Origin of the sequence: Kineosporia sp. A_224, from assembly GCF_002198655.1 — a bacterium.
In the GTDB taxonomy this organism is placed as follows: Bacteria; Actinomycetota; Actinomycetes; order Actinomycetales; family Kineosporiaceae; genus R-H-3.
Genome location: NZ_MWLN01000215.1, coordinates 39,809 through 53,142, shown reverse-complemented (window position 1 = coordinate 53,142; position 13,334 = coordinate 39,809). Strand labels below are relative to the sequence as shown.

Here is a 13,334-nt window from a genome sequence, read left to right as displayed (position 1 = left end):
CCGGTGAGCCCGCAGACGCTGTCGGCGGTCGGTGCCACGATGGGGGACATGCCCCCGCTCGTCGCCGATGCCCCGTTCGTCGGCCGCGCCGAGCCGCTGCGCCGGCTCGCCGGGCTGCTCGACGGCGCCGCCGCCGGCCGCCCGGCGGCGGTCGTCGTCGGCGGCGACGCCGGGGTCGGCAAGACCCGGCTCGTCGCCGAGCTCGATGCGCTCGCCCGGGCGCGGGGCTTCGTCGTCGCGACCGGGCGCAGCGTCGACCTCGGCGCCGGCGGCCTGCCGTACCTGCCGTTCGTGGACGCCGTCCGCTCGCTGACCCGCACCGACGGCCCGGCGGCGGACGTCGTGCGGCACAGCACCGCGGAGTGGCCGGTCCTGCTCCACCTCGTCGGGCGCGCGGGCGACTCGCCCCGGCTCGACGACTCCGACCGGCTGCCGCTCTTCGACGCCGCGGCGTCCCTGCTCGCCCGGCTCGCCGAGGAGGTCGCGCCGCTCCTGCTCGTGCTCGAGGACGTGCACTGGGCCGACCCGTCGACCCGCGACCTGCTGCGGTTCCTGCTCTCCAGGCTGGGCTCCGAGCGGCTGCTCGTGACGTTGACCGTCCGCACCGACGACCTGCACCGCAGGCACCCGGTGCGGCCGCTGCTCGCCGAGCTCGTCCGGCTGCCCGGTGTCGAGCGGGTCGACCTGCAGCCCTTCGACGAGGCCGAGCTGGGCCGGCTGCTCACGTCGGTGGCGGGCGGGGCGGTCCCGGCCTCCCTCGTCGAGGACATCGCCCGGCGCTGCGGCGGCAACGCCTTCTTCGCCCTCGAGCTGCTCGCCGCGGCGGGCGCCGGGTCGGCGGCCGCCCCCGCAGACCTGCCGTGGGCGCTCTCCGACGTCCTCATGACCCGCGTCGAGGGCCTCTCGGCGCCGGCCGTGGAGGTCGTGCGGGCGGCGTCCGTCGCCGGCCGCTGCGTCACCGACCGGCTGCTGCGCGCCGTCGTCGCCGACGCCGCGCCGGGCACCGCGCCGGAGCCGGCGCTGCGCGAGGCCCTCGACTGGCACGTCCTCGTCGCGGACGGCGACGGCACGTTCTCCTTCCGGCACGCCCTGCTCCAGGAGGCCGTCTACTCCGACCTGCTGCCGGGCGAGCGGGTCCGGCTGCACGCCGCCTACGCCCGGGCGCTCGCCGCCGACCCGGGCGACGACGAGGAGGGCCGCTGGGCCGACCTCGCCGAGCACGCCCTGCGCAGCCACGACACCGCGGCGGCGCTCACCGCCTCCTGGCAGGCGGCGCTCGACGCCGTCGCCCGGCTCGCCCCGCTCGCGGCCCACGAGCACGCCGAGACCGCGCTGGGCCTGTGGGACGCCGTCCCGGCCGACCGCCGTCCGGACGGGCTCGACCACATCGCCCTGCTCGTGTTCGCCGCGACCGTGACGGGTCAGAGCGGCGACCGGCCCCGCGCCGTCGCCCTCGCGACCGCCGCCCGCGACGAGGCGCTCGCGACGGGGGACCGGCTGCGGGTCGCGCACGCCCGGCGGCACCTCGCGCGGCAGCTCTACGGCGCCGACCTCATCGACGCCTGCATCGAGGAGGCCTCCCTGGCCCGCGCGGCGCTGCTGGACCACCCGCCGTCGGAGGACCTCGTCTGGGCGACCGCGGTCCTCGCCAACGCCAAGTCGAACTTCGGGGACGGCGCGGTGACCGCGGACCTCGCGACGCAGGGCCTCCTCTGGGCCCGCGAGCTCGGGCTCGCCGCGGCCGAGGCGGACCTGCTCGTCACCCTGTCGCTCGTGCGGCCCGGCCCGTCCGACGGCACGGGCGCCGACGGCGGCGGGGCCGCCGCGGACGACGGGACCGCGTGGCTCCTGCGCGCACGCGAACGCGCCCGGGCCGCGGGCGAGCACTCGATCGAGCTCCGCGCGCTCTGGAACCTCGGCCGGGCCCGGCACGAGGTCGACGACCTGGCCGGTGCCGTGACGATCTACCGCGAGGTCCAGGAACGCGCCGCCCAGACCGGCCTCGGCGCGAGCCTGTACGCCGTCGAGGTGCGGCTGGCCCTCGTCGAGGTGCTCTTCCGCCGCGGGGAGTGGGACGAGGCGCTGCGGGTCGCCGCCGCGCCCGGGCTGCGGCTCGGCCGGCGCGACACGGCCTCGCTCCAGGTCGCCGCCCAGCGGGTCGTCGTCGAGCGGACCCCCGAGGCGTTCGCCGCCGTCGAGCAGCGGGTCCGCGCGGCCGGTCGGGACGAGACCGCAGCGCTCAACGCCTGGGCCGACATCTCCCTGCACGTCCACGGCGCGGTCGCGAGCACCTGGTGCGGCGCCCCGGACGCCGCCGTGGCGCACGTCGAGGCGGCGCTGGCCCGGCTGACCGCCGAGGACGACGAGCTGCACCTCGTGAGCATCCGGGCCGCCGCCCACGGTCTGGCGGCGCTCGCGCAGCAGGGTCACGCCGCCGACCCTGCCCGCGCCGACGCCTTCCTCGAGCGGGCCGAGCGCGCCTTCGCCGGCGCCCGCCCCCTGGCAGCCCGCGGCGTCGGTCCTGAGGCCGTCGCGTGGCTGACCCGGGCCCGCGTCGACCGGGCCCGCGTCGCCCGCGCCGGCCGCCCCGACGGCGCGGACGTCGAGCCCTGGCAGCAGGTGCTCGCGGTCGTCCCCGGCCAGCCCTACGAGGAAGCCCTCGCCCGCTACCGGCTCGCCGAGGCCCTCGTCGCGGCCGGGGACCGGGACGGCGCCGCGGCGCAGGCACTGCCCGCATACACGACCGCGGTGGCGTTCGGGGCCCGGCCGCTGCGCGCCGCCCTGGAGGCGCTCGGCCGCCGCGCCCGGCTCGACCTCGGGGCCGGTGTGCCGTCGTCCGACGGGCCGCTCACACCGCGCGAGGCGGAGGTGCTCCGGCTCGTCGCCGAAGGCCTGACGAACCGCGCGATCGGGGAGCGGCTGTTCATCAGCGAGAAGACGGCGAGCGTCCACGTCTCGAACCTCATGGCCAAGCTCGGGGCGTCCGGCCGGGCCGAGGCGGTCGCGATCGCCGGCCGTCGCGGGCTGCTCGCCGACGTGTAACGGCAGCACGACCTAGGCTGGGCCGGTGAGCACCCCGTCCGTCACCGGCCCCGCCGTCGACCTGCGCCCGGCCGGCGACCCGCTCGCCGGCCACCTGCCCGTCGCCAAGGGCCACGGCACGGAGAACGACTTCGTCCTCGTGCCGGACCCGGACGGCCGCGTCGACCTGCCGCCCGCCCTCGTCGCCGCGCTGTGCGACCGCCGCGCGGGCCTCGGCGGCGACGGGCTCATCCGCGTCGTCCGCTGCGCGGCGCTGCCCGAGGGGGTCGCGCTCGCCGGCGACGCCGAGTGGTTCATGGACTACCGCAACGGCGACGGCTCGGTCGCGGAGATGTGCGGCAACGGGATCCGGGTCTTCGTCCGCTACCTGCAGCACCTCGGCCTGGTCGACCTCGCGGACGGCGAGGTGCTCCCGATCGGCACCCGCGCCGGTCTGCTCTCGGTCCGCCGGGACGGCGACCTGCTCGCGGCCGACCTCGGCGCGTGGAAGGTCGTCGGCGGTGCGGCGGCCGTCGGGGCAGGCTCCGACGCGACCGTCGAGGTCCGCGGCATCGAGGCGACGGCACCGGACGGCACCCTCGGGACCGTCCCGCTGCCGGGGCTGTCGATCGACGTCGGCAACCCGCACACCGTCGTCGCGCTCGGCTCCCGCGACCTGCTGGCCGGCGCCGACCTGACCCGCGCCCCGCTCGTCGACCCGGTGCCGCCCGCGGGCACGAACGTCGAGATCACCGTGCCGCTCCACGAGTCCGGCTCGGACGTCGGGCACCTGCGGATGCGCGTCCACGAGCGCGGCGTCGGCGAGACCCGGTCCTGCGGCACCGGTGCCGCGGCCGCCGTCCTCGCGACCCGGGCCTGGGCCGGCCCGGCCGCGCCGCGGGTGTGGACCGTCGACGTCCCCGGCGGGCGGCTGCGCGTCACGGTCCCGGCGGACGACGTCCTCGCGGGCCCGGGTGTCGAGCTCGCCGGCCCGGCCAGGATCGTCGCCGAGGGCACCCTCGACCCGGCCTGGCTCGCCGCCGCCCGGGCCGCCTCGGCCTGACCCCGTCGGCCCGGGCCGCGTTACTCCCCGGTACGCCGCAAGGGGGACCCCCGCCCGACTCAAGTCGGAGCCCCCGGCGGGCGATATGGGTCTCACGAGGGACGCGGTATCACGGCGTCCACCGGTTGACTCTGTATCGCCAGGAGCAGCCGGACCGGCGCAGGGGAGGGACCGCACCATGGACCGCACGGCAACAGGTGCCACCGCACCGGCCAGCGACCGGCTCGTGCGCCGCGACCTGCTCATCCTCCGGCTCGAGGCCGGCCGGCGTCGCCGCAGCAGCGGCAACGGCCGGATGCGTCAGCGGGTGACCCGCAGCACCCGGTAGCCCTTCGCGCTGCCGGCCCGCGTGACGGTCCCGTCGAGGTTCTCCTGGAGCCAGGCGTGCAGGCTGTCCGCCCCGAGGTTGCGCTGCACCACGAGGTGCGCCGCGCCGTCGTCGGTCAGCCGGGGGAGCCAGCGCAGCAGCATCGCGTGCAGCTCGGCCTTGCCGACCCGGATCGGCGGGTTGGACCAGATCGCGGCGAACCGGACGTCGTCCGGGACGTCGTCCGGCCGCACGACGCGCACCCGGCCGAGCGTGAGCCGCGTCGCGTTGGCGGCCGTGAGCCCGAGCGCGTGGTCGTTGACGTCGACGGCCCACACGGTCGCCTCCGGCGACAGCAGCCCCAGCGTCAGGGCGAGCGGGCCCCAGCCGCAGCCGAGGTCGAGCAGGTCCCCGGTCGCCGGCGGCTCCGGGACCTCGCGCAGGAGCACCCGGGTGCCGAGGTCGAGGCGGTCGCCGCTGAAGACACCGCCCGCCGTCTCGACCTCGACGTCCTGCCCGGCGAGGGTGACGTGGATCGTGCGCGACCCGGTCGGGGCCCGCGGCGTCCGGAAGTAGTGCGCCTGGCCCTCGGTCATGAGCGTCAGGCTACCGGGGCGGGCCCGGCGCCCGGATCGTGCGGAATCCCGCTCGACCCCGCCTCGTTGGAATGGGAGTCTGGAGGCACATGACCGCGCACCGCGCACGACCCGGCACCCGCACGACCCAGGAGGACATCACGGAACCCATGACGCAGCCCCAGGACCAGCCCCTCACCACGAGCGGGCCGACCGACGGGGGCGACGGCGTCGTGGTTCCGCTGACCGGCTCCGCCGTCGTCTCCCGCATCCTGTCCCGCCATGCCGAGGCCACCTCCGGGGACGGCACGACCGTGCACCGGGACCAGGACGGCGACCAGCAGGACCTCTCCGACCGGCAGGCGCTGCGCAGGGTCGCAGGCCTGTCGACCGAGCTCGAGGACGTCACCGAGGTCGAGTACCGGCAGCTCCGGCTCGAGCGGGTCGTCCTCGCCGGGCTCTGGACGTCGGGCACCGCCGCGGACGCCGAGAACTCGCTGCGCGAGCTCGCCGCCCTCGCCGAGACCGCGGGCTCCGAGGTGCTGGACGGCGTCCTGCAGCGCCGCGACACCCCGGACCCTGGCACCTGGCTCGGCTCGGGCAAGGCCGAGGACCTGCGCGGGCTCGTCGCGAGCACGGGTGCGGACACCGTCGTCTGCGACGGCGACCTCTCGCCGTCCCAGCGGCGCAGCCTGGAGGACGTCGTCAAGGTCAAGGTCGTCGACCGGACGGCGATCATCCTCGACATCTTCGCCCAGCACGCGAAGTCCAAGGAGGGCAAGGCGCAGGTCGAGCTCGCCCAGCTCGAGTACCTGCTCCCGCGCCTGCGCGGCTGGGGCGAGTCGATGTCCCGGCAGGCCGGCGGCCGGGTGGCCGCCGGTGCGGGGATCGGGTCGCGCGGTCCCGGTGAGACGAAGATCGAGCTCGACCGGCGACGGATCCGCACCCGGATGGCCAAGCTCCGCCGCGAGATCAAGGAGATGAAGACGGCGCGCGTCACCAAGCGGGACAGCCGCAAGCGCAACGCCGTCCCGAGCGTCGTCATCGCCGGCTACACGAACGCCGGCAAGTCGAGCCTGCTCAACCGGCTCACCGGTGCGGGCGTGCTCGTCGAGAACGCCCTCTTCGCGACCCTCGACCCGACGGTGCGCCGCGCCGTCACCCCGGACGGCCGCCAGTTCACGCTCGCGGACACCGTCGGCTTCGTCCGGCACCTGCCGCACCAGCTCGTCGAGGCCTTCCGGTCGACGCTCGAGGAGTGCGCTGACGCGGACCTCGTGCTCCACGTCGTCGACGGCGCCCACCCGGACCCGGAGGGCCAGCTCTCCGCCGTCCGTCAGGTGCTCGGCGAGGTCGGTGCGGTCGACGTCCCCGAGCTCGTCGTCGTCAACAAGGCGGACGCGGCCGACCCCGAGGTCGTCGACCGGCTGCTGCGGCGCGAGAAGAACGCCGTCGCCGTCTCCGCGTGGACCGGCGCCGGGGTCGACGAGCTCGTGGCCCGGATCGCCGACGCGGTGCCGCGGCCGGACGTCGAGGTCGACGTCCTCGTCCCGTACAGCCGCGGCGACCTCGTGAACCGGGTCCACGTCGAGGGCGCCGTCCTCACCGAGGAGCACACGGGTGAGGGCACCCGGCTGCACGCCCGGGTCCGCCCGGGCCTCGCGGGCGAGCTCGCGCAGTTCCAGCCGGCGGCGCAGCACTGATCGACCGGACGACGGGGACGGGGTGACCCCCGCGGCGCACCGCCGCGGAGGTCACCCCGTCGCCGTCGTGACGGGTCAGACCCGCGACAGCAGGTCGGGCGGCGGCTCGGTGTCCTGGGGCCAGTCGGCGTAGACGCCCATCGTGCCGTCGGCGAGGCAGCGCAGCGCGAGGTGCACGTACGAGACGAGACCGCCCGCGCCGAGCGTGAACCCGACGGCGACGTCGAACACCTCGCCGCCGCAGGGGCAGGCCGCCTCGACCGGCCGGGCCGCGGCGGCGTGCACGTCGGAGTCGAGCATCCAGCGCCGGTCGCCGCAGCGCAGGCAGACCCGGCCCGCGACGCCCTCGGCGTCGTCGACGAGCACGTGGAAGGCGCCGTTGCCGCAGAGCGCGCAGACCGCGTGGACGATCCGGCTCAGCGTCTGCCGCTCGGAGCAGTAGTCGGCGAGGAACGCGTCCAGGTCTCGGGCCTCGGTGCCCTGCCAGGAGTCCTCGCCGCGTGCCGTCACCACCACGGCCCGGACTCTAGCCCGGTCCAGGCCCGCGGCCGGGCGTCGGGCGGGGGCGTCAGGCCCGGCGCGCCTGGCACGTGATGCAGCGGGTGGCCCACGGCAGCGCCTCGAGCCGGTCGGCGGCGATCGGCTCGCCGCAGCCGTCGCACACGCCGTACGTGCCGTCGTCCGCCTTCGCCTGGGCCCGGAGCACGTCGGCGTGCAGCGCCCGCAGCCGGTCGTGCGCTGCCACCTGGGAGAGCCGCTCGACGGCCAGGGCCGTGCCCTCGCCGACCCGCTTGCCGAAGCCGATCCCGCCGAGGTCGCCGGACGGCGCGGTGAGGACGGCGATCTCCGCCTCGAGCTCGGCCCGCTTCGCCGCGAGTACCGCGTGCACGTCGTCCGTCATCCCCGCAGCATGCACCCGCGGGCGGCGGACGGCGAGGGCTGTTCCGCACGCCGGCGGCGGGCCTGCGAGCATGGACGGCGATGACCACCTCCCCGGCCCGCGCCCCGTCGGCGCTCGGCGACCTCGTCGGCCCCGGCGGCGCGCTCGACCCCGCGGCCCCCTTCGACCCCGACGCCACCTACGAGGCGTTCGCGGCATGGACGGCGGCCCAGGGCCTCACGCTGTACCCGGCGCAGGAGGAGGCGCTCCTCGAGATCGTCACGGGGAGCAACGTCGTCCTCGCGACCCCGACCGGCTCGGGCAAGAGCCTCGTCGCGCTCGGCGCCCACCTCACCGCGCTCGCGCAGGGCCGCCGGACGTTCTACACCGCCCCGATCAAGGCGCTCGTCTCGGAGAAGTTCTTCGCCCTGTGCGACGCGCTCGGCGCCGACCGGGTCGGCATGCTCACCGGCGACGCGAGCGTCAACGCCGACGCCCCGGTCATCTGCTGCACCGCCGAGGTGCTCGCGAACCTCGCGCTGCGCGAGGGCGGGGCCGCGGACGTCGGCCAGGTCGTCATGGACGAGTTCCACTTCTACGCCGACCCCGACCGCGGCTGGGCCTGGCAGGTGCCGCTGCTCGAGCTCACCGACGCCCAGTTCCTCCTCATGTCGGCGACCCTCGGCGACACGAGCCGGTTCGAGACCGACCTGACCCGGCGCACCGGCCGCGACACGGTGACGGTCGCGTCGGGGGAGCGGCCCGTGCCGCTGACCTTCTTCTACGCGATGACACCGATGCACGAGACGCTCGAGGAGCTCCTCCAGACGAACCAGGCGCCGGTCTACGTCGTCCACTTCACCCAGGCCGCGGCGCTCGAGCGGGCCCAGGCGCTCATGAGCGTCAACGTGGCGACCCGCGCCGACAAGGACCGGATCGCGGAGTTCCTCGGCGGCTTCCGGTTCGCCGCCGGCTTCGGCAAGACCCTGTCCCGGCTCGTCCGGCACGGGATCGGCGTCCACCACGCCGGGATGCTGCCGAAGTACCGCCGGCTCGTCGAGCAGCTCGCCCAGGCCGGGCTGCTCAAGGTCATCTGCGGCACGGACACCCTCGGCGTCGGCATCAACGTGCCGATCCGCACCGTCCTCATCAGCGCCCTGAGCAAGTACGACGGCACCCGGGTGCGGCACCTCAACGCCCGCGAGTTCCACCAGGTCGCCGGCCGCGCGGGCCGCGCCGGGTACGACACCGCGGGCACCGTCGTCGTCCAGGCGCCGGACCACGAGATCGAGAACGAGAAGCTCCTCGCCAAGGCCGGCGACGACCCGAAGAAGCGCCGCAAGATCGTGCGCCGCAAGCCCCCCGAGGGCTTCGTCGCGTGGAGCCGGTCGACGTACGACCGGCTCGTCACCCTCGAGCCGGAGCCCCTCCAGTCGAGCTTCGCCGTCTCGCACGCGATGGCGCTCAACGTCCTCGCCCGGCCCGGGGACCCGGTCGCCGCGATGCGGCACCTGCTCGAGGACAACGACGAGCCCCGCCCGAAGCAGCGCGCGCACATCCGCCGGGCGATCCAGATCGGCCGGGCGCTGCTCGCCGCCGGGATCGCCGAGCGGGTGCCGGCCGCCGGGGTCGTCGGGGAGACCGGCCCGGACGGCGTGCTCCGCGGCGCCGACGGCCGCCCGCTGCGCGGCGCGGACGTGACGCTGCGCCTCACCGTCGACGTCCCGGCCGACTTCGCGCTCAACCAGCCGCTCTCGACGTTCGCGCTCGCGGCCCTCGAGCTGCTCGACGTCGAGTCGCCGACGTACGCGCTCGACGTCCTGTCGGTCATCGAGGCGACCCTGGAGGACCCGCGCCACGTGCTGTCGGCGCAGCGGTTCAAGGCCCGCGGCGAGGCCGTCGCCGAGATGAAGGCCGAGGGCATCGAGTACGACGAGCGGATGGAGCTGCTCGAGGAGATCGGCCACCCGCAGCCGCTCGCCGAGCTCCTCGGCGCCGCGTACGAGATGTACCGGCGCGGTCACCCGTGGGTCGCCGACTACGAGGTCAGGCCGAAGACGGTCGCCCGCGACCTCTACGAGCGGGCGATGTCCTTCACCGAGTACGTCGCGTTCTACGGGCTCGCCCGCACCGAGGGGCTCGTGCTGCGCTACCTCGCCGACGCGTACAAGGCGCTGCGGCAGACCGTGCCGGAGACGGCGCGCACCGAGGACGTCGAGGACGTCACCGAGTGGCTCGGCGAGCTCGTCCGGCAGACCGACTCGAGCCTGCTCGACGAGTGGGAGGCGCTGCGCAACCCGTCGGCCACCGAGTCGGCCGTCGAGCAGGCGGCGCACCACCACACGCCGCCGCCGGTCACGGCGAACCGGCGCGCGTTCCGGGTGCTCGTCCGCAACGCGATGTTCCGCCGGGTCGAGCTCGCGGCGCTGCGGCACTGGACGCCGCTCGGCGAGCTCGACGGCCCCGCCGGCTTCGGTGAGGACGACTGGCACGAGGCGCTCGACGCGTACTTCGCCGAGCACGACGAGATCGGCACCGGCGGCAACGCCCGCGGCCCGGCGCTCTTCGTCGTGAACGAGACCCCGGAGCCCGACCCGGACGGCGTCCTGCCGGCCCGGCGCTGGAAGGTCCGCCAGGTCGTCGACGACCCCGAGGGCGACCACGACTGGGCCGTCGAGGCGGTCGTCGACCTCGACGCGTCCGACGAGGCCGGCGAGGCGGTCGTGCTCGTCACCGGCTTCCGACGGCTGTAGGTGACCGTGGCACCGGACGGGTCCTCGCCGGGCGTGCAACCGGACGACGCGGCGCGGCGTCCTGTCGGCATGATCCGGCGCGTGCTCGTCCTCCTCGCGGTGCTGCTCGTCGCCGCGGTCGTCGCCCTCGCGGCCGGTCCCACCGCCCTGCAGTGGTGGTCGGTCCGGCGCAGCGCGGACCCCGACGTCGCGCTCGCGGCCCTGACCTGCCAGGCCGGCGGCGGCCGGGTCGTCACGTCCGTGGAGTCCCGGCCGTGGGGGTGGGTCGTCCGGACGCAGCAGTGGCGGGTCGCCTACCTCGGCGCCGACGACAACGCCAGCGGCGCCCCCGCGACGTACGTGACGAAGGAGGACGGCGTCCTCGTGCCGTGGCAGAGCGGGTCCTCGCCGCCGACCGACCCGGCGACCGGGGCCGTGCTCACCGCCCCCGGGGCCACGGACCCCTGGGAGGCGGACCTGGCCCTCGCTGCCGCCGCCGGACGCGACCCCTACGTCGCGCAACGGTGCGTCGTGGAGCGGATGTAGTCCGTTCCTGCCCGAATTCGGGCAAGGATTTGGCACTGATGAGTGACCGGGGGAGTATTGGGCCGTGCCCGACCCCGAGCTCGTCCAGCGTGTCGCCGCGTCGACGGGGCTGAGCAGCGCCGAGGCCGCCCGGGTCGTCGACGACGTCCTCGCGTTCCACCGGGAGACCGTCGAGGACTACGTCCGCCGCCGGCACGCCCACCTGCAGACCTACGGCGCGAAGAACCCCGAGATCTTCGCGACGGTCGCCGCCGAGCTGCGTGGCCGGCTCGTCGCGGCCCCCGACCTCAGCGAGCGGCAGCTGCGCCGCATCGTCTACGGCTGACCCGGCCCGGCACCGCAGCGTGCCGGCCCTCGCCCCCAGCACCCGAACCACCGACCCGAAGGAGACCGCCCGTGTGCGGCATCGTGGGATACGTCGGCGGCCAGCACGCCGCGCCGATCCTCGTCGAAGGCCTGTCCCGTCTGGAGTACCGGGGGTACGACTCCGCCGGCATCGGCGTCCTCACGAGCGGCGCCCCGCGCGTCGTCCGGACCGTCGGCCGGGTCCGCGACCTCGTCGACGCGCTGCCGAAGCGGCTCGCCGGCACCGTCGGCATCGGCCACACCCGCTGGGCGACGCACGGCCCCGCGACCACCGCGAACGCGCACCCGCACCGCAGCGAGGACGGCCGGATCGTCCTCGTGCACAACGGGATCATCGACAACGCGGCCGCGCTGCGGGAGCGCCTGGAGGCCGCAGGCGTGACGTTCGCCTCCGAGACCGACACCGAGGTGCTCGTCCACCTCGTCGCCCGCTCGTCCGCCGTGACCCTCGAGGACAAGGTGCTCGACGCCGTCTCGCAGGTCGTCGGCACGTGGGCCGTCGCCGTCGTGAGCGCCGACCACCCGGACCGGATCGTCGTGGCGCGCAACGGGTCCCCGCTCGTGCTCGGCATCGGCGAGAAGGAGATGTTCGTCGCCTCCGACGTCTCGGCGCTCGTGCGGCACACGAGCCAGGTCGTCCACCTCGAGGACGGCGAGCTCGCGAGCGTCACGGCGGACGGCTTCCGGACGTTCACGGCGCAGGCCCGCGACGTCCCCAAGACCACCGAGACGGTGACGATGACCGCCGACGAGCTCGAGCTCGGCGGGCACGGGACCTTCATGCACAAGGAGATGCACGAGCAGCCGCAGACCCTGCTGCGGATGCTCGGGGGCCGCCTCGACGACCGGTTCGCCACCGCCCGGCTCGACGGGCTGCGGATCGAGCCGCGCGAGCTGCGCCAGTTCCGCCGGGTGAAGATCCTCGGCTGCGGGTCGGCGTACTACGTCGGCCAGATGGGCGCCTCGATGATCGAGGACCTCGCGCGGATCCCCGCCGACGCGGAGCCGGCGTCCGAGTTCCGCTACCGCAACCCGATCATCGAGCCCGACACCCTCTACGTCGCCGTGAGCCAGTCCGGCGAGACCGCGGACACGCTCTTCGCCGTCCGCGAGATCCAGCGCAAGGGCGGCCGGGTCGTCGGGCTCGTCAACGTCGTCGGCTCGTCGATCGCGCGCGCCTGCGACGGCGGCGTCTACCTGCACGCCGGGCCCGAGGTCGCCGTCGCGTCGACGAAGGCGCTGACCCACATGGGCGTCGGCTTCGCGCTCCTCGCCCTGCTCCTCGGCCGGCTGCACGACCTGTCGTTCGCCGACGGCGCGCGGATCGTCGAGGGCCTCAAGAAGCTGCCCGACCAGGTCGCGGCGGTCCTCGCGGAGGAGAAGGCGATCGCCGAGGTCGCGGCCACGGTGGCGCAGGCGCCGAGCCTGTTCTTCCTCGGCCGGGTCCGCGGCTACCCGGTGGCCCGCGAGGGTGCCCAGAAGTTCAAGGAGATCTCCTACCGCCACGCCGAGGCCTACCCGGCGAGCGAGCTCAAGCACGGACCGCTCGCCCTCGTCTCGCCCGAGCTGCCGACGGTCGCGATCGTGCCGGACGACGAGCTGCTCGAGCGCAACGTCGGCGCGCTCCACGAGGTCTCGGCGCGCGGCGGTCCGCTCCTCGTCGTGACCCACGAGGGTGTCGACCTCGGCGTCGCGTGCGCCCGGATCGACGTCCCGAAGAACGAGCCGGAGCTCGACCCGGTGCTCCTGACGATCCCGCTCCAGCTGCTCGCGTACCACGCGGCGCTCGTGCTGGGCCAGGACATCGACCGCCCGCGCAACCTCGCGAAGTCGGTCACGGTCGAGTAGGGCGCCGATGCGTCAGGGGCGGCGGCCGGCCCGTCGGGTCAGTCGCCGTCCCCGGCGCGGAGCAGGATCCGCCGGTCGCCGACCCGGACGATGTCGCCGGCGAAGAGCTGCCGGCCCCGCCGGGTCTCCTCCTCGCCGTTGACGGCGACCTCGCCGTCCGCCAGCAGGGACTTGACCTCGGCCCCCGAGTCCACGACGTCCGCGTACTTGAGCAGCTGCCCCAGCCGGATCCCGTCGTCGCCCACGGTCACGTCGGTCGTCTCGTCGGTCGTGTCGTCGGGGTTCACCCGGCC

The 13,334-nt window shown here is 75.7% G+C and carries 12 protein-coding genes; 8 read left to right on the top strand and 4 right to left on the bottom strand.

What is annotated here, in order from left to right; genetic code table 11:
- Window positions 1-3 precede the first annotated feature (3 nt).
- From EDJALFJO_RS36160 to EDJALFJO_RS34580, 3 genes are all read left to right on the top strand, one after another.
- The gene (locus EDJALFJO_RS36160) at window positions 4-3,042 is read left to right on the top strand and encodes a LuxR family transcriptional regulator (RefSeq protein WP_088289484.1); all 3,039 of its coding nucleotides are present in this window, start codon (window positions 4-6) and stop codon (window positions 3,040-3,042) included.
- A 25-nt stretch (window positions 3,043-3,067) separates the two neighbouring features.
- Window positions 3,068-4,084 carry a diaminopimelate epimerase gene (dapF, locus tag EDJALFJO_RS27345; protein ID WP_233150064.1) on the top strand — a complete coding sequence of 339 codons (1,017 nt, stop codon included), beginning with the start codon at window positions 3,068-3,070 and terminating at the stop codon, window positions 4,082-4,084.
- A 178-nt stretch (window positions 4,085-4,262) separates the two neighbouring features.
- The gene (locus EDJALFJO_RS34580) at window positions 4,263-4,412 is read left to right on the top strand and encodes a hypothetical protein (protein WP_158220587.1); all 150 of its coding nucleotides are present in this window, start codon (window positions 4,263-4,265) and stop codon (window positions 4,410-4,412) included.
- Here EDJALFJO_RS34580 and EDJALFJO_RS27340 read toward each other — a convergent pair.
- The gene (locus EDJALFJO_RS27340; protein ID WP_088289483.1) at window positions 4,385-4,987 is read right to left on the bottom strand and encodes a class I SAM-dependent methyltransferase; all 603 of its coding nucleotides are present in this window, start codon (window positions 4,985-4,987) and stop codon (window positions 4,385-4,387) included. The two genes, EDJALFJO_RS34580 and EDJALFJO_RS27340, sit on opposite strands and share 28 nt — an antisense overlap.
- Before the next feature lie 149 nt (window positions 4,988-5,136).
- On the opposite strand from EDJALFJO_RS27340, the gene hflX reads away from it, so the two are divergent.
- A complete protein-coding gene (gene hflX / locus EDJALFJO_RS27335; protein WP_198950700.1) occupies window positions 5,137-6,669 on the top strand; it encodes a GTPase HflX in 1,533 nt (510 codons plus the stop codon).
- Window positions 6,670-6,744: 75 nt separating this feature from the next.
- Here the strand turns inward: hflX and EDJALFJO_RS27330 are convergent, their stop codons facing one another.
- The gene (locus tag EDJALFJO_RS27330) at window positions 6,745-7,185 is read right to left on the bottom strand and encodes a hypothetical protein (protein WP_143448817.1); all 441 of its coding nucleotides are present in this window, start codon (window positions 7,183-7,185) and stop codon (window positions 6,745-6,747) included.
- Between the two features lie 52 nt (window positions 7,186-7,237).
- The gene (locus EDJALFJO_RS27325) at window positions 7,238-7,570 is read right to left on the bottom strand and encodes a TraR/DksA C4-type zinc finger protein (protein WP_198950699.1); all 333 of its coding nucleotides are present in this window, start codon (window positions 7,568-7,570) and stop codon (window positions 7,238-7,240) included.
- Between the two features lie 80 nt (window positions 7,571-7,650).
- Between EDJALFJO_RS27325 and EDJALFJO_RS27320 the strand changes: the two genes are divergently transcribed.
- The 4 genes from EDJALFJO_RS27320 to glmS all read left to right on the top strand — a co-directional run bounded on the left by EDJALFJO_RS27320 (window position 7,651) and on the right by glmS (window position 13,041).
- On the top strand, window positions 7,651-10,302 hold the full coding sequence (locus EDJALFJO_RS27320) for an RNA helicase (protein ID WP_088289481.1): 2,652 nt from the start codon (window positions 7,651-7,653) through the stop codon (window positions 10,300-10,302).
- Window positions 10,303-10,371: 69 nt separating this feature from the next.
- Window positions 10,372-10,827, top strand: a complete 456-nt coding sequence (locus EDJALFJO_RS27315) for a hypothetical protein (protein ID WP_143448816.1) — start codon at window positions 10,372-10,374, stop codon at window positions 10,825-10,827.
- Window positions 10,828-10,891: 64 nt separating this feature from the next.
- Window positions 10,892-11,152, top strand: a complete 261-nt coding sequence (locus tag EDJALFJO_RS27310) for a hypothetical protein (RefSeq protein ID WP_088289479.1) — start codon at window positions 10,892-10,894, stop codon at window positions 11,150-11,152.
- A 71-nt stretch (window positions 11,153-11,223) separates the two neighbouring features.
- Window positions 11,224-13,041: a glutamine--fructose-6-phosphate transaminase (isomerizing) gene (gene glmS / locus EDJALFJO_RS27305; protein ID WP_088289478.1), complete on the top strand. Its 1,818-nt coding sequence runs from the start codon at window positions 11,224-11,226 to the stop codon at window positions 13,039-13,041.
- Between the two features lie 38 nt (window positions 13,042-13,079).
- On the opposite strand, the gene EDJALFJO_RS27300 is transcribed toward glmS, so the two are convergent.
- Entirely contained in the window at window positions 13,080-13,328 is a 249-nt protein-coding gene (locus EDJALFJO_RS27300; RefSeq protein WP_088289477.1) for an RNA-binding S4 domain-containing protein, read from the bottom strand.
- Window positions 13,329-13,334 lie beyond the last annotated feature (6 nt).

Coding starts and splice junctions, on each gene's coding strand:
- EDJALFJO_RS34580 (WP_158220587.1), top strand. CDS start 4,263: ATGGACCGCACGGCAACAGGTGCCACCGCACCGGCCAGCGACCGGCTC.
- EDJALFJO_RS27340 (WP_088289483.1), bottom strand. CDS start 4,987: ATGACCGAGGGCCAGGCGCACTACTTCCGGACGCCGCGGGCCCCGACC.
- hflX (WP_198950700.1), top strand. CDS start 5,137: ATGACGCAGCCCCAGGACCAGCCCCTCACCACGAGCGGGCCGACCGAC.
- EDJALFJO_RS27325 (WP_198950699.1), bottom strand. CDS start 7,570: ATGACGGACGACGTGCACGCGGTACTCGCGGCGAAGCGGGCCGAGCTC.
- EDJALFJO_RS27320 (WP_088289481.1), top strand. CDS start 7,651: ATGACCACCTCCCCGGCCCGCGCCCCGTCGGCGCTCGGCGACCTCGTC.
- EDJALFJO_RS27315 (WP_143448816.1), top strand. CDS start 10,372: ATGATCCGGCGCGTGCTCGTCCTCCTCGCGGTGCTGCTCGTCGCCGCG.